At 45.7% G+C, this 17318-nt stretch carries 15 protein-coding genes; 9 read left to right on the top strand and 6 right to left on the bottom strand.

The annotated features are described in order from the left end of the window. Window positions 1–76: 76 nt before the first annotated feature. From ACED46_RS13395 to ACED46_RS13380, 4 genes are all read left to right on the top strand, one after another. Window positions 77–1441, top strand: a complete 1365-nt coding sequence (locus ACED46_RS13395; protein WP_017065229.1) for a PTS transporter subunit EIIC — start codon at window positions 77–79, stop codon at window positions 1439–1441. A 45-nt stretch (window positions 1442–1486) separates the two neighbouring features. Next, on the top strand, window positions 1487–2923 hold the full coding sequence (locus tag ACED46_RS13390) for a sucrose-6-phosphate hydrolase (protein ID WP_371721678.1): 1437 nt from the start codon (window positions 1487–1489) through the stop codon (window positions 2921–2923). Between the two features lie 79 nt (window positions 2924–3002). Then, window positions 3003–4121 (top strand): carbohydrate porin, encoded by a 1119-nt coding sequence (locus ACED46_RS13385; RefSeq protein WP_371721677.1) that lies wholly within the window; start codon window positions 3003–3005, stop codon window positions 4119–4121. 30 nt (window positions 4122–4151) lie between these two features. Next, the gene (locus tag ACED46_RS13380; protein ID WP_371721676.1) at window positions 4152–5081 is read left to right on the top strand and encodes an aminoimidazole riboside kinase; all 930 of its coding nucleotides are present in this window, start codon (window positions 4152–4154) and stop codon (window positions 5079–5081) included. A 502-nt stretch (window positions 5082–5583) separates the two neighbouring features. Here the strand turns inward: ACED46_RS13380 and rplY are convergent. Then, window positions 5584–5862: a 50S ribosomal protein L25 gene (rplY, locus tag ACED46_RS13375; protein WP_017060373.1), complete on the bottom strand. Its 279-nt coding sequence runs from the start codon at window positions 5860–5862 to the stop codon at window positions 5584–5586. A gap of 367 nt (window positions 5863–6229) precedes the next feature. Here rplY and ACED46_RS13370 point away from each other — a divergent pair, with 367 nt between their 5' ends. Then, complete coding sequence (locus tag ACED46_RS13370; RefSeq protein ID WP_017070601.1) at window positions 6230–6958, top strand: glycosyltransferase; 729 nt, start codon at window positions 6230–6232, stop codon at window positions 6956–6958. A gap of 14 nt (window positions 6959–6972) precedes the next feature. Continuing rightward, window positions 6973–8280: an LssY C-terminal domain-containing protein gene (locus ACED46_RS13365; protein ID WP_017070602.1), complete on the top strand. Its 1308-nt coding sequence runs from the start codon at window positions 6973–6975 to the stop codon at window positions 8278–8280. Between the two features lie 77 nt (window positions 8281–8357). Here the strand turns inward: ACED46_RS13365 and ACED46_RS13360 are convergent, their stop codons facing one another. The 4 genes from ACED46_RS13360 to ACED46_RS13345 form a co-directional block, all read right to left on the bottom strand. Further along, window positions 8358–9704 (bottom strand): ATP-binding protein, encoded by a 1347-nt coding sequence (locus ACED46_RS13360; RefSeq protein ID WP_017068035.1) that lies wholly within the window; start codon window positions 9702–9704, stop codon window positions 8358–8360. 104 nt (window positions 9705–9808) lie between these two features. Beyond that, window positions 9809–10468: a response regulator transcription factor gene (locus ACED46_RS13355; protein WP_017060377.1), complete on the bottom strand. Its 660-nt coding sequence runs from the start codon at window positions 10466–10468 to the stop codon at window positions 9809–9811. 61 nt (window positions 10469–10529) lie between these two features. Beyond that, window positions 10530–10928 (bottom strand): PepSY domain-containing protein, encoded by a 399-nt coding sequence (locus ACED46_RS13350; protein ID WP_017066076.1) that lies wholly within the window; start codon window positions 10926–10928, stop codon window positions 10530–10532. A gap of 180 nt (window positions 10929–11108) precedes the next feature. Further along, window positions 11109–12851, bottom strand: coding sequence for a DEAD/DEAH box helicase (locus ACED46_RS13345; protein WP_371721674.1), 1743 nt, complete (start codon window positions 12849–12851; stop codon window positions 11109–11111). A gap of 97 nt (window positions 12852–12948) precedes the next feature. Between ACED46_RS13345 and rsuA the strand changes: the two genes are divergently transcribed. The 3 genes from rsuA (at window position 12949) to ACED46_RS13330 (ending at window position 15721) form a co-directional block, all read left to right on the top strand. Further along, a complete protein-coding gene (rsuA, locus tag ACED46_RS13340; protein WP_017060380.1) occupies window positions 12949–13644 on the top strand; it encodes a 16S rRNA pseudouridine(516) synthase RsuA in 696 nt (231 codons plus the stop codon). 200 nt (window positions 13645–13844) lie between these two features. Continuing rightward, window positions 13845–15062 carry a Bcr/CflA family multidrug efflux MFS transporter gene (locus tag ACED46_RS13335; protein WP_017060381.1) on the top strand — a complete coding sequence of 406 codons (1218 nt, stop codon included), beginning with the start codon at window positions 13845–13847 and terminating at the stop codon, window positions 15060–15062. Next, a complete protein-coding gene (locus ACED46_RS13330) occupies window positions 15062–15721 on the top strand; it encodes a DUF2913 family protein (protein ID WP_017060382.1) in 660 nt (219 codons plus the stop codon). The genes ACED46_RS13335 and ACED46_RS13330 overlap by 1 nt, the downstream gene beginning before the upstream one ends. A gap of 124 nt (window positions 15722–15845) precedes the next feature. Here ACED46_RS13330 and ACED46_RS13325 read toward each other — a convergent pair whose 3' ends face one another. Further along, window positions 15846–17276 carry a DUF2867 domain-containing protein gene (locus ACED46_RS13325; protein ID WP_371721673.1) on the bottom strand — a complete coding sequence of 477 codons (1431 nt, stop codon included), beginning with the start codon at window positions 17274–17276 and terminating at the stop codon, window positions 15846–15848. Window positions 17277–17318 lie beyond the last annotated feature (42 nt).

The raw sequence follows: 17318 nt of genomic DNA, 5'->3' as shown, positions 1-17318 counted from the left end.
GTATCTAACCTGTATTACCATAAATACAGGTTAGATACAGGTTGTTATTTCTTTGCACTCTTTGGAGACGAAAATTATGGCGCGAGATGCGAAAGTTGTAGCGAATAGAGTTATGGCCTTACTGGGAGGTGAGGGCAATATCGCACAACTGAATCACTGTGCAACACGACTGCGTGTTGTGGCCAAGGACGATGAACAAGTCGACGCTGAAGGACTCAGCGCAACAGAAGGTGTACACGGGTACTTCTTCCAAAATGGTCAACACCAAGTGATCTTGGGTACCGGATTTGTGGGTAAGGTTTTTGCCATCATGAAAGGCAACGAGGCCATTGAAGAAGCTCCACAAGAAGAAGAGAAAAAAGACAAAGTGAGTACCTTCCAAACGGTAACACGTACTTTCTCTGACATCTTTGTCGCCATTATTCCTGCCTTGGTTGCGACCGGTTTATTGATGGGCTTACGTGGGCTGTTGGTTAACGGCTTCGGTATTGAACTGTCGCCACAGCTAAATACGTTGTCTCAAGTTTTAACCGATACGGCCTTCATCTTTATTCCAGTATTGGTGACATGGTCTGCTATGCGAGTGTTTGGCGGTAATCCAGTGCTCGGTATTGTATTGGGTCTGATGCTGGTGGCACCGCAGCTAGCAAGCAAATGGGATGTTGCCTTTGGTAATGCCGAGGCGATGATGATTCCATTCATGGGCTTCGAAATTGCGGTGACTGGCTTACAAAGCTCGATTCTTCCTGCGGTATTTATGGGCTGGTTTGCTGCCTTAGTTGAGCGCACATCACGCAAACACATCCCTGAAGTTCTGGATTTGATTCTGACACCATTTATTACGTTGTTGGTCTCTTTGATTGCTGGCTTGGTATTCGTTGGTCCAATCCTACTCGGCATTGAAAAACTCATTACCGAAGCCGTTCTCTACTTCTTACAAATCCCATACGGCATTGGTGGCTTGATTTACGGAGGCGCAATTCAATTCATGGCGGTAACAGGTATGCACCACACCATCGTGCCTATCACTATCGCAATGGTGACAGATACAGGCTTTGACTACATCAACCCATTGGGTACTGCTGCAATTGCAGGCCAGTTTGGTGCGGCAATGGCGGTTATGTCGATGCAGACAGATAAAGTAAAGCGTACTGGTATGTTTGGTGCAGCGTTGCCAGCTCTGTTTGGTATCACTGAACCAGCGATGTTTGCGATTACTCTGCCTCGCGTAAAACCTTTCTTGTATGGCTGTATTGGCGGTGCATTAGGTGGCTGTTTGGGCGCGATTGCGGGTATTGGCTCTGCGGGTACGGGCGCAACTATGTTACCGGGTGTTCTGCTTTATCTTGGCGGCGGTCTAGGAATGTATGTGCTTGTTATGTTGGTGGGTGCGGCTTCGGCTTTCGCATTAACAAAGCTGCTTTACAAAGAGCCTAAATAATTTTTCACCACCTATTTGAGTGAATATCTTTTTCTTGGAGTTGTTATGGATTTTTCTAATCGTCAAAACCGCTTTGTCCGAATTCACGAGGTGAGCGAGGAGTATTTGGCGGATATTGAACACAAAACACAAACAGACCCGTTTTACCCGAGCTACCACATTGCACCAAAGCACGGCTTGTTGAATGACCCGAATGGCTTGAGTTACTTCAATGGCGAGCACCACATTTTCTATCAGTGGTTCCCGCTTGGCCCAGTGCACGGTTTGAAGCACTGGTACCACGTATCGACCAACGATTTCGTGAACTTTACTGACCGCGGTATCGCGATGTACCCAGACCAAGATTATGACCATCATGGTTGTTATACCGGTGTTGGTGTACCACACGATGACCAGCTGTACATTTTCTACACGGCGAACTTGAAAAAGGAGAATGATCAACGTCATCCGACTCAAGTTCTCGCGATTATGGACAAGCAAGGTAACGTGGAAAAGAAAGGCGTAGTCGTGGATTTCGATCCAAATGCCTACACTGCAGAGATTCGTGACCCAGTGCTGGTTTGTCGCGGCAACGATTATCACATGTTGATTGGCGCTCAAGATCATAACGAAAAGGGCACGCTGGCTTATTACCACGGTAAAGACATTGATGATTACCACCATATGGGTGACATCGATGTGGGTCTCGAAGACTTTGGCTATATGTGGGAGTGTCCGAACTACTACGAAACCGATGAAAACGGGGTTTACATCTTCTCGCCTCAAGGTGTTAGCTCAGACAATAAGTACGATCTTAAGAACGTCTTCTCTGTGGTTTATATGGTCGGTGAGTGTATTGATTTTGAATCGAAAGTATTCAACAACCAAGGCTACCGTGAGCTGGACAAAGGCTTCGATTTCTACGCGCCACAAACTTATCTGGATGACCAACAACGTCGTATCTTGATTGGCTGGCTAGGTAACTCAAAAAGTGACTACCCAACCGATAAGAATGGCTGGGCACACATGCTGACTCTGCCACGTGAGTTGACGATTGATGGTAGTTACCTAATTCAGACACCATTGAAAGAGCTTGAAGCGCTGCGTCAAAACTCAGTGGATGTTGAAGGCTCTACACCTGTGGCATTGATGTCACGAGCGTTTGAGTTGGAACTGAATGTAGATGAGTCTTTCACTCTGACTCTGGCTAACCAGAAAGGTGAGCAGATGGTGTTCCAAGGTGATCGCGATGAGCTGATTCTGGACCGCTCTCACGTTTCACATCTACACGCGGAAGCATACGGCACGGTTCGTTATGCACAGCGCCTAGAGCAAGCACAAACTATTCGCATCTTTGTCGATAACTCAGCGATGGAAATTTTTGCTGACAACGGCAAGACAGTGTTCACCTCTCGCATCTTCATCGATGAGCTGTCTCTGGTCGCGCTAGATAATGCGACTGGCACACTGCATTACATGTCTGCGATACAGGCTACTCGCTAGCCACCAATAAATTATTCCAAAACAAAAAACAAGGCCCTCGTTGGGGAGGGCCTCTTATTGCCAAAATATAGGGTTTAGCATGAAAAATACACTAAAAATGTCGCTCGCTGCGGCTTCAGTAATGGCTGCAATGACAGCGAACGCTGGAATCAGCATTGTTGATACGGAAGAAGGTAACTTCTCTGTTGGCGGTAACGTGGAGTTGAACTTCAACTACCAAGACCGTGAATCACACGATAATAATGACAGCGAATTTAACCAAGACGGCCGCGTTCTAATTGAATTTGCTGGCGAAAAGTACACGAGCAATGGTCACTATGTGGGTGTGAAAGCACAGCCTTTGTTTGAGAGCACAGGCAATATTGCACTGGATGATGCGTACTTTGAGTTTGGTAAGAAAGACGGTTGGGCTATTAAAGCGGGTCGCTTTGAAGCTTACGACATGTTCCCTGTTGGTCTTGATGTATTCCTAGAGTACTCAGGTGACACAGCGAACGACCTGTATTCAGACGGTGCGGCTTACACGTACCAAGCGAAAGAGGCGCGTGGTCGCGGCTCAGACGGCCAAATTATGTACAACCAAACTTTTGGCAACTTGTATGTTGAAGTCGGCGCAATGCTCGGTGACCGCTCTAACTTGTTCGATGGCGGCATTGAAGGTAAATACCACGGTGAGCAAATCGACACAGTTAAAGATTCATTCCTAGTGCGCCCAGTTGTGGCTTACCAAATGGGTGATTTCAAGGTAGCCGCTTCGGTGGAAACCAACCTAGTTTCAGACGCGATTGTGGCGAATGGTGTTGATATCTCAGATCGTACGGGTTACGGCTTGACTGGTAACTGGACCAACGGCGATTGGAGTGTAAATGCGAATGTTGCTTACATGGATGCTGTAGACGAAAACAACCTAACAGCGGGTGTTAACGCACTTTGGAATAACTTTGGCCTAGGCTACATTCACGCAATCAATGAGTATGAAAACAAAGAGTTTTCTTCTTGGGCTGAAGGCGACGTAAACGTATCAACATGGTATGCATCTTACGCATTCCGTGATGTACTTGAAGTACAAGACTTTTCAATTCTTCTAGGTACATACTACACGATGGTTGATAACAAACTGGACCAACAATCGGACGCATCCGCCTTTGCTGAAGAAGACGATTTCGGTGCTCGTGTACGTCTGTTCTACGAATTCTAATTTAAACGTCGTTACTAGAGGCAAAGTGATATGAACAAGGTTTGGGTAACTGGAGATGCTGTTGTGGACTTGATTCCAGATGGAGAGGCTCGTTATTTAAAATGCCCTGGTGGCGCACCAGCAAACGTTGCTGTGGCCATCTCTCGATTGGGTGGTGATACCGCTTTCTTTGGTCGAGTTGGGCAAGACCCGCTAGGACGCTTTATGAAGCAAACCCTAACGGATGAGAAGGTGAATACCGATGACATGCTGCTGGATGAAGCTCAGCGAACATCTACGGTGATTGTCGACTTAGATGATGATGGTGAACGCAGCTTTACCTTTATGGTTAAGCCAAGCGCCGACCAATTTTTCAGCGTCGAAGACACCCCAACATTTGCATCTTGGCAATGGATGCACAGCTGTTCGATCGCTTTGGCTAACGAGCCATCACGCAGCGCAACGCTTGAAGCGATGAAGCGAATGAAATCAGCAGGCGGCTTCATCAGCTTTGACCCTAATCTAAGAGATGAGGTATGGTCAGACCCATCTCAGATCCAAGAAGTGGTGATGAATGCGGTCAATCTGGCAGACGTAGTGAAGTTTTCTGAAGAAGAACTGACGTTCCTGACAGACACTGATACCCTCGATACGGCTTTAGATGCATTAAATGCGGCGCCTAACAAGCTGATCATCGTGACGCTAGGCGCTCGTGGTGCGTTGGCGGTTTACAATGGTGAACGTCGAGTGATTGAGGGCACTAAAGTTGAACAAGTTATTGATACAACAGGTGCTGGTGATGCATTCGTTGGAGGCTTGCTAGCCAAGCTGTCTCAGAATACGGACTGGTGTTCTTGGAGTCAGGTTGAAGCTGCGGTGCACTGGGGTAACGGCTGTGGCGCACTTGCGACGACGCAAAAAGGTGCTATTACGGCACTGCCAAGTTTGGCTCAACTTACGAAGTTAGTTAGAGAGTTGTGATTATTGTCTTTTCACTTTCTGAAAAAAGTCGCTCAACAAGAGCGACTTTTTGTTATCTAAAGAGTGGGCAATATGCCGCAACATAACTGAAGGTGCTTGTTCTTTACTTGCTCATTATTAATGACTTTCCATACCTGTAGTTATTCATAAATTGCTAATGTTCGATTTTCTGAGGCTGATGTTTGTCCAGAAACGACTTAGACAGTTTTTCCTATAGTTAAATTTGGTTAGAAATATGCCTAGCATTTTAAACAAGAAAAACTACTGTATAAGTCCACCTTTCGTCCACCCAAGCAAAGCTGAGATAAAGTGGGGAAGGGGAAAGTTGATTATTTTCAGTGTATTGAGCGAGATTTACGACGTTTTTGAGGGCTCAAAAACGGTGAAACCCCGATGTTGGTAGCATCGGGGTTTCGAATTTCTAGATTTCTCGACTGGTAAGATCGATTATCTTTTCTATGCAGAAGGCTGGATTAATCCAATCTTATTCCTTGGTAGGGAATTAGATGCGGATGAAGTCCATGTGCTCAACTTTTGGCTTGAACGCGTGACGTTGAACGTCTTGTGGCTTAACCTTAACTTCTGCGCCGTCAATCAGTAGAGTGATTGCTTCGTAGAATTCAGGCTTGTCCATTTGGTTGATCACGTCAGCGTGAACAAGTTCGATAGCTACAGCTTCAGCTTCGCCACCGTAGATTACAGCTGGGAATTTACCAGCGTGACGTAGGCGGCGGCTCGCACCTTTACCTAGTTCAGTACGTACTACTGCTTCAAATTTCATAGTTTTACTCTCAAATTAGTAAAAATTAACTTCACACCTCAATGCGACCTTGAGTGTGTGGTAATGCTTAAACATAAAAGTTCATGCTTAAGCGAGCGCGGATACTAACATCACATTCCAATATGAGCAAGTCAGAAGCCCATCTCAAAGTGAATTTCCTTCGATAATGGGTTCGTTTGGAGATAAAACGTTCGCTAACGCTTGTTTAGCGCATTTTACTCCCTTTTACATCGCAATCCTTATCTATTTATATCACTGCTAAATCATCAAGTTAATGAACGGAAAATGAATGTTTGCCTAAGACTTGGTTAAGTCTTAGTTCGTTAATCTTAGTGTTAATTAAACAGCAGAATGAATAGGTGAAAATATGAAACCGGTAAGCATTGTCGTAATTACGCTAAACGAAGAGAAACGCATTAGCCGCTTAATGGAAGAGTTGAGCGTGCAAACCCACCAAGAGTTTGAAGTGATTGTTGTCGACTCGAACAGTGAAGATAACACCAGAGAAGTGGCGCAAGCTTATGAAAACGCGTTGCCAAAATTAACGGTGCATCACATGGAAAACCGTGGTGTGAGCCTTGGCCGAAACACGGGTGCTTCATTGGCGCAATACAACCGAATCCTTTTCTTAGATGCTGACGTGAGCTTGCCTCGAAACTTCCTTGCGAAAGCGCTTTATGAACTAGAAGAGAAGAAGCTTGAAGTGGCGGGTGTGTACATGAGCTCGAAAGGTTTGCCGCTTGTACACAAGTTTGGTTACGGGCTATTTAACGCAGGCTTGTTTACTACTCAGTTCTTTTTCCCGACGGCGATTGGCGCATGTATTTTCTCGACTAAACGGGCGCATGATGAGATCGGCGGTTTTGATGAAGAGATCGTCCTGTGTGAAGACTGTGACTACGTAAAACGTGCGAGCAAAACATGGCGATTTAGATTCCTAAATATGACTTTTGGTTTTGACCCACGTCGCTTAGACCAAGATGGCGTTGTGAAGACAGGCTCTACTTATCTTAAAGCCAATGTAAGACGCTTCTTTAAAGGAGAAATGCGTAATAACGAGATGAACTACAAGTTTGGTCACTACAAAGAACAGTAAGCGTTGAGGTTGTTATGTTTGATGGACTAGGGTTGTTTCTGGGAGCATTGGGTGATGCTCTCATTGGCCCAAACCTATTTGTACCGGGAGAGCCGTTCTTTATCGCAGCGGGCTTTCAACTGTATTCAGGTGCATGGATGGCGTTGGTTTTGGTGATGCTAGGTGGTTTGCTTGGTGATCAACTCAGTTATTTCATTGGTTATAAATACGGTGTTAAGGTGCAACGAAGGCTCATTAAGTTTCGCCCTAAAACCAAAAGATTAATTGCGCGCTGCCGCTATCTGGTTGCTCGCAAAGGCACATACATCATTCTTTTTGCTCGTTTATTAGGGCCTATCGCTTGGGTTGTGCCATTTATAGCTGGCTCGCATCGTGTACCGTGGCGTAATTTTAGTGTGTTGGCGTTTATCGGTTTGGCCCTTGGTGGAGGGCAGTTCATTGCTTGGGGCATGTTACTGGCGCACGGCGTTGAAAACTTCCCGTGGCTTAATAGCCTTAAGATATTTATCTCGGAGCATAATAGCTTGATCGTTGGTGTGTTCGCGGTATTAGTCTTCACCATTATCGGTTACCGAATGAAGTGGCGATGCTTAGTACTTAAGTCTAGTGCGCTGTTGTTGGCGTGGGTATTGTTTGCGAACTACGCTCACTTTTTCTGGAAAGCGGATGACTTTCAGAATCAACCAGAGACGGCTCAAATAAACAAAGTCGACTGGAACTCGGTTACCTATAAAGCGTTCCCCGGTAAATCTTCGTTCTACTCGGCGCAAGCGATCAACGTAATTTATGTTGGAGCAACCCCAAGAGACTTAATGAAGCAATTAGGCTGGATAGAGAATCAAACCTTCTCTCGAAATGAGATTGAATGGGTTGGTTATCTCGCATTGCTTAGAGAAAAAACGCCGCCAGTGTCTGATTTATATTGGCGAGACAAGCCGCAAGATATGGCTTTTCAATTGCCGGGTAACCTGATGAAGCGCAGCCATATTCGTTGGTGGCGTGCAGGTGTTGATATTAAAACTAACCAGCCTCAGTGGTTAGGCGCAATTAGCTATGATGATGGCCTTAAAGTCACGCCTTACTCAGGCATTGTGACCGTGCTTCATAACATTGACCCTAATGTTGATGAAGAGCGAGATCGGCTTGCTAATCAGATACGAACGTTACTACCAGACATCGAGTTAGACAAGTACCCATTAGCAACGGTGGAAGTGATCAATGACGATCATGACTATTACACTGATGGCCGGGTATTAACGATTGGAGCAACGACCCTTAGTGATAATTCACAAACTTTGGATGTTGCTGTGAACGATATATAGAGTTGTATATAAGGTCGATAGAATTAAGCCCTAGCATTACGTTAGGGCTTATTGTGTTTAACTTTTACTTAGCTTGTTTAGCCTTTACTTACTTTAAGCACCAGAGAAGCTTTTAAGCCGCCCATTGAGCTCTTGCTGAGCGTTAGGCTGCCTCGGTAACTGTGTGCCATTTCATTTACGATATTAAGCCCTAAGCCTGTTCCTGGTGTGGTTTCATCAAGTCGGACGCCACGTTTGGTCACTTGCTCAAGCTTCTCTTCAGGAATGCCTTGGCCATCATCTTCAATCACCAACTCTATGTTGCCATCGTCGAGTTCATTTGCATGGACGCGAATAATGCTGCCCGCCCACTTGTAACTGTTCTCGAGTAGGTTGCCGACCATTTCATCAAGGTCGGTTTTTTCTACTGCCACTTCAATCTCAGAGTCTAGCTCGTTAATCATGGTGACTTCATTGGCAGCGTAGACTTTATCAAACGCCATTGAGATAGCTTCGACACGCTCACAAGGTGAAGACTTCACCGAAAGAATGTTCATTGCACCTGCCATACGAGCGCGGCCAAGGTGATAATCAATTTGGCTTTGAATCTGATGAATGGGCTGTTGCAGCAGTGCCTTGTCATCCTCTGGAAGTCGCTCTATCTCATTTTTTAGAACTGAAAGCGGTGTTTTCAACGCATGAGATAAGTTACCCGCGTGGTTACGAGCTCGTTCTAATAACTCTTGATAGTGAAAGAGCAGGGCATTGAGGTCAGAGACTAATGGAGAAACCTCTTTCGGGTAGTTATCGCTTAACCCTTGTTGCTCGCCGTTTCTTAGCATTACCAGTTCGCGTTGCATCTTGCTGAGCGGTAATAACGACCAACTGACTTGAATACCGATCAACATCAGCACGCCAACAAACAGCAACATTAGGATCAACCAGACTTGACCAGTAAGCTCTGTCAGTGTGGATTCTAATGGATCTTCATCAATACCAATGGTGATCGTGACAGGGTCGCTCAGTTCAGGCAGGTAGATATCTTGCTCGATGTAAATCAGCTTTTCTTTCTCTGGCCCTTTGACTGATGTGTGAATCGGTGAACGCTTGATGGTGAGGTCTTTATCCCATAGCGAGCGAGATCGAATGATCTGCTCTTGGGTAGCGGCGCGCCAATAAATACCACTGTAGGGCTGGTTGAACCTAGGATCAGACAGACGCTCTGCCATGATCAGGTTACCACTGTCATTGGTTTCGATATTGGCGGTTAACTCATCCATGGTTAAGCCAAGCTGCTGCTTCATGTCATCGACGAGGTAGTCGTTAACCAGTTTCGGAATCCCGACACCAGCCGCTAATATCATCGCACCTAGCCAAAAAGCCGCAGCAAGGAGCAAGCGGCTTTTTAAACTGATGTTTTTAAGTGTTCGTTTCTTTAGATTCATGCATTTCCAACCTGCCTTTGCTCATCGTAACTTATCGTATTGCGATGATCAGAACAGGCTGTCCACTTAATTAATGGTTGCTCTTGGCGTGATTGACGACTGAGCTATTCAGCATTCAGTTGGTAGCCAAGGCCACGAACGGTTTTGATGATCTTTGGTGCGATTTTCTTACGAATACGACCGATGAACACTTCAACCGTGTTTGAGTCTCGGTCGAAGTCTTGCTTGTAGATATGCTCAACCAACTCAGTGCGCGAGATAACCTTGTTTTGGTTATGCATGAAGTACGCGACAACTTTATATTCCAGCGCCGTGAGGCTAACTGCTTGACCTTGCCACAACACTTTAGAACTGCGTGTGTCTAGGCTTAGATCACCGATTTGAAGTATCGGAGCAGCACTGCCTGATGCTCGGCGCAGTTGAGCTCGGATACGGGCAATCAGCTCGACCATCTCAAATGGCTTAGTTAGGTAGTCATCAGCACCGGCGTTCAAGCCCTCAACACGTTGAGTTAGCGTGTCACGAGCACTTAAGATAATCACTGGCGTGTTGATGTTTTCGTCTCGAATGCCTTTTAATACCGTTAGGCCGTCAAGCTTAGGTAAACCTAAATCGAGGACAATCGCGTCCCATTCTTCTGACGTTGCACGGTAGAGTGCGTCGATACCATCTTGAGAGAGCTCTGGAACCCAGTCGGCCCCCTCAAGTGTTTCAATAATTTGTTGGCCCAAACGAGGCTCATCTTCAACGACTAAAATTTTCATAATTGTTCTTCTAATTTCTTCTAATGACTGTTCGTCGTGCTTAGCTCTTCGTCGTACGTAACTAGTCGCCGTGTTTAATTGCGTCTTTAAAGTTGCGGCCTTTGATCATAAGCATTTCTAACGTCTCAGCGTTGTATTCGACTTTGATGATGTTGTTTTGGTAATTGATTTTTAGTTCATACACCCAAATGTCGTCATCTTCTTCTAGTTCTACTTTAATGATTCTGCCATGAAGATCGTTTTCAACCGCCGCATACATTTCTGAGAAAGGGCGAATGTAGCCTTCTCGTACGGCTTCATAGACTTCGTCTTGATCTTCTTCAAATTCGATGCTGGTTCCTGCTTTATGAACGTCCTGCACTAATTCATGACCATTATGATGTGAGTCAGCCCATGCGCCAGCAGAAACAAATAAGCCTAAGCTTATAGAAAATAAAGAAATCATAGCTTTACTAAACATAGCGAATCCTAGAGAAGGTTGATAGCGTTCAGTATAAAAAAGTAATTCTGAACAGAAAGTGAACCTGATTAATAATGAGAATTTGATACCGAAAAACTTAACGCTTAAATGGTGCAGGCTTTAATACATAAGATTAATTGCCGAGTGTTAAGAACGTAAGACTTACTTTTATTCTTAACCTTAACGCTGCTGTAGTTCGTCTTCGAATATCTTGTCTCTCATTTTCCAAAAGCGTCCGACTTTACGGGCAATCACGAATTGAGGTGGGCGGAATCTATGTTGGTGAGCAACCACTTTCGTCGGTGAGGCTTCTTCGAAAGGGCGATGTCTGTCTGCAAGGTGAGGGCGAACAAACTGGTCTTTGAAGTTCTGCTTCTGCTTTTTGCTGGTTAATGACCAAAACTCATGCACTTGCGCTTGGTTTTCTCCGCGATAGGTGACCTTAAGTTGTGATTTACCTTTCTCGTCTTTAAGCACGTTGAGGTCCATTTCCAAGCATTCAAATACCAAGGCATCTTTTAGGTTCAGTGCTTCTTTTAGCTTTTTGTCTGGGTCGACTAAGGTTGCATCGCACTCATGACAAATGCGCGCAGCAATGTCATTATCAGCACCACATTCACCGCAATATTTCGCTCGGAAGCGATAATTACAGTGCTCGCGCTCGCCCGTGTCTTCATCGGTAAAGTAGCCTTGGCATTTGCGGCCAAAGTGCTCAAGCAAGAAGCCATTGCTGTCTAGCTTGCCCCAAAAGTTATTATTGAAGCCGCACGCAGGGCAAGGGATGGTGATGATTTCACTGTCTGAATCGGGTTTAGGGTCGCCAACCTCAGGTTGGTAGAGGTCGTAACTGTTGCCCGCATAGTCGAGCACCAAACACTCTTTTTTACCCGGAGATAGGCGTAAGCCACGGCCAACGATTTGTTGATACAAACTGATGGATTCTGTCGGGCGCAAAATCGCGATTAAATCGACGTGTGGCGCATCAAAACCTGTGGTTAATACCGATACGTTAACCAAAAACTTGATTTTACGTTCTTTGAAGTCGCTGATAATTTGGTCACGTTCGAGAGTTGGTGTATCACCAATCACAATTGAAGCTTCACCTTCTGGCAATAAGCCGAGGATCTCTTGCGCGTGTCGAACGGTCGCAGCGAATACCATGATGCCTAGTTTATCTTGGGCTAGGTGAATAATCTGATCGACAATCTGTGGGGTCGCTCGTTTCGATTGCTCGATCACCATGTCGAGTTCTGCTTCTTTGTAGTGACCAGTGCTCGCGGGCTTTAACTGCGAAAAGTCATAGCTCAACACGGGTGCATCAATCATGCGTGCAGGAGTTAAGAAACCTTCATCGAGCAGGTAACGAATCGGCAGCTCAAAGATACAGTCGCGGAAGAAACGTGGCTCATCTGAACGCACTTGACCGCGAGTGTGGTATTGATAAATCCAACCCATCCCAAGACGATATGGGGTCGCTGTTAATCCAAGCACCTTGATGCCCGAATTATTCTCGTGTAAGTGAGTGATGACTTTCTGATAACTACTGGTCTTTTCATCGGGAACACGGTGGCATTCGTCGATAACCAACAGCGAAAATTGGTTAGAGAATGAATCGAGATTTCGCACCACAGATTGCACCGAAGCAAACACGACTTGTTGGTCGGTCTCTTTGCGTCCTAAACCCGCAGAGAAAATCGAGCCTTTCAGCCCGTAACCTTCATACTTTTCATGGTTCTGTTCAACCAACTCTTTTACGTGAGCAAGCACCAACACTCGACCTTTCGCAAGCCTTGCTAACTCTGCAATCACAAGGCTTTTTCCTGCACCTGTCGGAAGCACGAGCACTGCCGGAGTTTGGTGTTTTCTGAAGTAATGAATCACTGATTTTACAGAATCAGCTTGGTACGGGCGGAGTGTATACATATCGCGTCTTGTAAGAAGGAAAACAAATAGTGTGAAATAGCTCAACTAATTGAGCAAAGGTGACTATAATACCCGACTTAGATTAGTTGAGGTATTCATGCGTTTAGATAAATTTCTGTGCGATGCATTAGGCGTCACTCGAAGAGAAGCAACACACTTATTAAAATCCAAGGCAGTGACAGTAAATGATGTCATTCAAAAAAGCGGCTCACTCAAGGTAACTGAAGAGTGCGTTGTGGAATGGCAAGGCAATGAACTGAATGTTCACGGCCCACGTTACATCATGCTTTATAAGCCAGAAGGCTTTGTTTGTTCGCATGAAGATGGCGCAAATCGTATCGCGTTTGAATTACTTGATGAAATCAAAATGGACAAGCTGCACTTTGCTGGTCGTCTAGATATTGATACAACAGGTCTTGTATTGATTACCGACGATGGTAAGTGGTCTCACCGTATCACTTCGCCAAAGCACAAGTGCGAGAAGACGTACCGTGTGTGGTTGGTTGAACCTGTTGAAGACGATTACGTTGAAAAATTCAAAGAGGGCATCCAGCTTAAGAGCGAAGATGGCCTAACACTTCCTGCACACCTAGAAGTTCGTGCAGAGCGTGAAGTGCTGCTAACGATTCACGAAGGCAAATACCACCAAGTTAAACGTATGTTTGCTGCTCTTGGTAACAAGGTAGAAGCACTACACCGTGAACGTATTGGCGAAATTGAGATGGACGAATCTTTAGAGTTAGGTGAATACCGTTACCTAACGCAAGAAGAAGTCGATTCAATCTGGAAGTAGTCCTTAGCTAGAAGTTGCTCTTAACAAGAAATTGTTCTTAACAAGAGACCACTTTTGCTGGAAATAGCCCTTTCGTTGTAAAGCCGACCATGGATAGCGTCGGCTGATGATGTTGACTGGTACTAGGAAAGTCTCAGCCAATCTTTGACTCGCGTACTCACGCTAGTCCCTAGCTCTATCAGTTGAACATTCGGAGAACCATGCAAACATCGACCTCACAGAGCCAAAGCTCCCAACTAGAAACACCTCAATTAGGCTTAGTGCTGTTTTTGATTCTAGGTGCGATTGGTGCACTTACTCCGCTAGCCATTGATATGTATCTGCCAGCGATGCCGACCATTGCTAAAGATCTTGGTGTGACGGCGGGTGAGGTACAAATCACGCTAACAGCCTATACCGCAGGTTTCGCGCTGGGGCAGTTGCTGCATGGCCCGTTGGCGGATAGCTATGGTCGCAAGCCTGTACTGCTTATTGGTGTGTTCTTGTTTGCTATCGCTTCTATGGTGAGTGCGACAACTCATGGCATTGAAGCGCTGACTTACATCCGTACCGCTCAAGGTTTTGCTGGTGCTGCGGCGGCCGTTATCATCCAAGCAGTGGTAAGAGATATGTTCGATCGTGAAGATTTCGCAAGAACCATGTCTTTCGTTACTTTGGTGATGACAGTTGCGCCATTGGTTGCTCCGATGATTGGCGGTTACTTAGCGTTGTGGTTCGGTTGGCGTTCAATTTTCTGGGTTCTGGCTATTTTTGCGGTGATCGTGATTCTGGCGGTATCGATGAAGATCCCAGAAACGCTTCCTGCAGAAAACCGACAACCATTGCGCTTTAAAACAACGATTCGTAACTATGCTCGACTGTGTAAGAACCCAACGGCGATGGGCCTGATTTTCTCTGGTGCATTCTCATTTTCAGGGATGTTTGCGTTCTTAACGGCAGGTTCATTCGTTTACATCGATATCTATGGCGTTCGCCCTGATCTGTTTGGCTACCTGTTCGGCTTGAATATTGTTGCTATGATCTTGATGACGAGCATCAACGGTCGAATCGTTAAGAAAGTGGGCTCTCACGCTATGCTCAGAGTCGGTTTAACCATTCAACTGTTTGCGGGCTTAGGTCTGTTAGTCGGTTGGATGTTAGATATCGGTTTGTGGGGTATTGTGCCATTCGTGATGCTGTTTATCGGCACACTGTCTACCATTGGTAGTAACTCAATGGCACTGCTTTTAAGCGGATACCCGAATATGGCCGGCACAGCTTCTTCGCTTGCAGGCACATTAAGATTTGGTACTGGTTCTGTAGTGGGGGCAATTGTTGCTATGCTACCAAGTGACACTGCAGGGCCAATGGCTATGATGATGGCAGCATGTGCAATACTGTCAGCATTACTATATTGGACATTAGGAAAGAAGGCATAATGTCAAAATACTATATTGAAATTCAGAAGTTAGTGAACGATGCGCTGGGCGAGCTGTATGCTCTGCATAAGTCTGGTAAAGCGATCGACGCACCTATCGCGAACAACCTTTATCTTGTTCGTTGGGTAACAAAAGCGATTAAATCTCAAGCTTATGATCGCGTGATTGTGCCTGACTTAGTTCGCTGGCAGAAACAGGGTCGCTCAAAAGGCAACAACTCTGATTTAACTTTTACCTTTAAACGTATTTCTGCGTTTTACGGACGTTTTTTCCCTGAAGGCGAAGAGCCTAAAACGCTAAAAGACAGTGATGTTGAAGCGTTCATGGACAAAATGTACGAGATGGGTTGGAGCGTATCGAGTGAAGACGAGCTAACGACTGGCGGCAAGATTCAATTCTTCACCGATGGCGAGCACTCTTTTGCTTTATGCGGTAAACAGTGTGACGACTCTTTCGACGGGGAGTTGATGGTTAAGCCAATGAACTGGTTTGTTCGTGGCAACCATGCTGAGTTCATCCAAGCGGCGATGGAAGCGGGCTTCATGCTTCACAAAGTAACGGACTATAAGTCTGCGGTGAAGTATCACGGTGAATACATCGTTTACCCTGCTAACCAAGGCAACCAACTGGCTGAGATCCCAATTAGCGTTATCGGCTAATAGCGGATTCGAGATGAGAGATACGAAGAGCGGAATTATCCGCTCTTTTTTGTCTCTCATAGCGCGTGTCGCTAATTTGCTTTTAGTCTTTTCGCATCTCGTTACCCGAATCTCGCATCTGCTTTTAATCCTGTTCTTTAGCCTGCTTCTCAATTGCCTTCACCATACCTTTAAAAATAAACAGGTGGGCTGGCATCATAGCAAACCAATACAGTAACCCTAGAAAGCCTTTAGGGTGCCACCACGCTGAAATGTTCAGCTCGCGAGAGTCACCGTGGTCAGAGACGGTAATCTCGAGTCGCCCTAAACCGGGGCCTTTCATACCGAAAAGCAGGGATAAAAACTGATTCTCTTCACAGCGAATGACCTTCCATGAATCGATTTTGTCACCGACTTTTAGGTTGGGCCCTTCTGGCATTTGTCGAACCGGTACACCGCCACCGAAAAGAACATCCAACCATTCGCGTGTGCGCCATAAAGTGTTAGCAAAGAAGTAACCTTGCTTCGGGCTTCCGATTTGCTGAGCAACATGCCAAAGCGATTCCAATGAAGCGCTTGAGGTGATACTTGCGCCTGTTTTCTTCGGGTAATAGCCATACCCAGCTTGCCAGCGTTTGAATGCGGTTTTATCAAAGCCCCATACATTGCTTTTGACAAAGTTTCCTTCAGCGTGAATGGCTTGTTCAACCATATTTTCGAACGAGATAAGCTTCTGAGGGTACTTTTCTCTAATGATGGTCGAACTGGCGATGAAGTCGTGCTTTAAGCCTGCAAGTAGTGCTCTACCTATGTTAGACGGTACAGAAGTCACCACACCTAACCAATATGAAGCAATCTTTGGTGTCAGTAGCGATGTCGCCCATAGTTTGAGTGGACGATCGGCGGTTTTAGCAATATGAGCAAATTGGTTTCGGTAAGAGACAATATCCGGCCCGCCAACCTCAAAGGTTTGGCTTTCGCTAGGCGTGTCTTGTGCGAGTTTTAGTAAATAGTGGTTCAGGCTCTGCAAAGCAATCGGGTTGGCTTTAGAGTCAACCCATTTTGGCGCAATCATAATCGGCAAGTTGTACACGAAATCTCGCATGATCTCGAATGCCGCAGATCCTGGGCCAATGATCACGCCAGCTTGAAGTTCGGTAACGGGTACAGGCCCTTTACGAAGCAATTCGCCGGTTTTCTTTCTCGCTTGAAGGTGCTCTGAATCACCAGTCTGAGGCTGTAAAGAACTCAGGTAGATGACGTGTTGATTCTTTGGCCCAAGAGCAGAAACAAAGTTACGGGCTAAGTTCAGCTCATAATCGATAAAGTCGTGGCCTTCCGCCATGCCATGGACGAGAAAGAAGATAAGATCAAAGTCGGGGACTAAGGCTTGTGTCGCAGCTTGATCGGCCAGATCAAGATACTCAAGCGATAAGCTTTCGTGAGGCTCAGTCCGTGCCTTTAAATAGTCGATATGCCTTGCTGCTGCCGTGACTTGATAGCCTTGCTCAAGCAGGAGAGGGAGGAGTTGCGAACCAACATATCCAGAAGCGCCTAAAACCAGTACTTTCTTCATTGTTACTCCATTTATATCTGTGGTTAAAAACCGAACATTGAT

Origin of the sequence: Vibrio sp. 1S139 (genome assembly GCF_041439475.1) — a bacterium.
GTDB classification, from domain to species: domain Bacteria; phylum Pseudomonadota; class Gammaproteobacteria; order Enterobacterales; family Vibrionaceae; genus Vibrio; species Vibrio crassostreae_C.
The sequence above is the reverse complement of the archived record's forward strand: the minus strand, read 5'-3'. Positions and strand labels throughout refer to the sequence as shown.

Bases quoted from the DNA above. Each gene is read 5' to 3' on its own strand.
- ACED46_RS13395 (WP_017065229.1), top strand. From the start codon at position 77: ATGGCGCGAGATGCGAAAGTTGTAGCGAATAGAGTTATGGCCTTACTG.
- ACED46_RS13390 (WP_371721678.1), top strand. From the start codon at position 1,487: ATGGATTTTTCTAATCGTCAAAACCGCTTTGTCCGAATTCACGAGGTG.
- ACED46_RS13385 (WP_371721677.1), top strand. From the start codon at position 3,003: ATGAAAAATACACTAAAAATGTCGCTCGCTGCGGCTTCAGTAATGGCT.
- ACED46_RS13380 (WP_371721676.1), top strand. From the start codon at position 4,152: ATGAACAAGGTTTGGGTAACTGGAGATGCTGTTGTGGACTTGATTCCA.
- rplY (WP_017060373.1), bottom strand. From the start codon at position 5,862: ATGAAATTTGAAGCAGTAGTACGTACTGAACTAGGTAAAGGTGCGAGC.
- ACED46_RS13370 (WP_017070601.1), top strand. From the start codon at position 6,230: ATGAAACCGGTAAGCATTGTCGTAATTACGCTAAACGAAGAGAAACGC.
- ACED46_RS13365 (WP_017070602.1), top strand. From the start codon at position 6,973: ATGTTTGATGGACTAGGGTTGTTTCTGGGAGCATTGGGTGATGCTCTC.
- ACED46_RS13360 (WP_017068035.1), bottom strand. From the start codon at position 9,704: ATGAATCTAAAGAAACGAACACTTAAAAACATCAGTTTAAAAAGCCGC.
- ACED46_RS13355 (WP_017060377.1), bottom strand. From the start codon at position 10,468: ATGAAAATTTTAGTCGTTGAAGATGAGCCTCGTTTGGGCCAACAAATT.
- ACED46_RS13350 (WP_017066076.1), bottom strand. From the start codon at position 10,928: ATGTTTAGTAAAGCTATGATTTCTTTATTTTCTATAAGCTTAGGCTTA.
- ACED46_RS13345 (WP_371721674.1), bottom strand. From the start codon at position 12,851: ATGTATACACTCCGCCCGTACCAAGCTGATTCTGTAAAATCAGTGATT.
- rsuA (WP_017060380.1), top strand. From the start codon at position 12,949: ATGCGTTTAGATAAATTTCTGTGCGATGCATTAGGCGTCACTCGAAGA.
- ACED46_RS13335 (WP_017060381.1), top strand. From the start codon at position 13,845: ATGCAAACATCGACCTCACAGAGCCAAAGCTCCCAACTAGAAACACCT.
- ACED46_RS13330 (WP_017060382.1), top strand. From the start codon at position 15,062: ATGTCAAAATACTATATTGAAATTCAGAAGTTAGTGAACGATGCGCTG.
- ACED46_RS13325 (WP_371721673.1), bottom strand. From the start codon at position 17,276: ATGAAGAAAGTACTGGTTTTAGGCGCTTCTGGATATGTTGGTTCGCAA.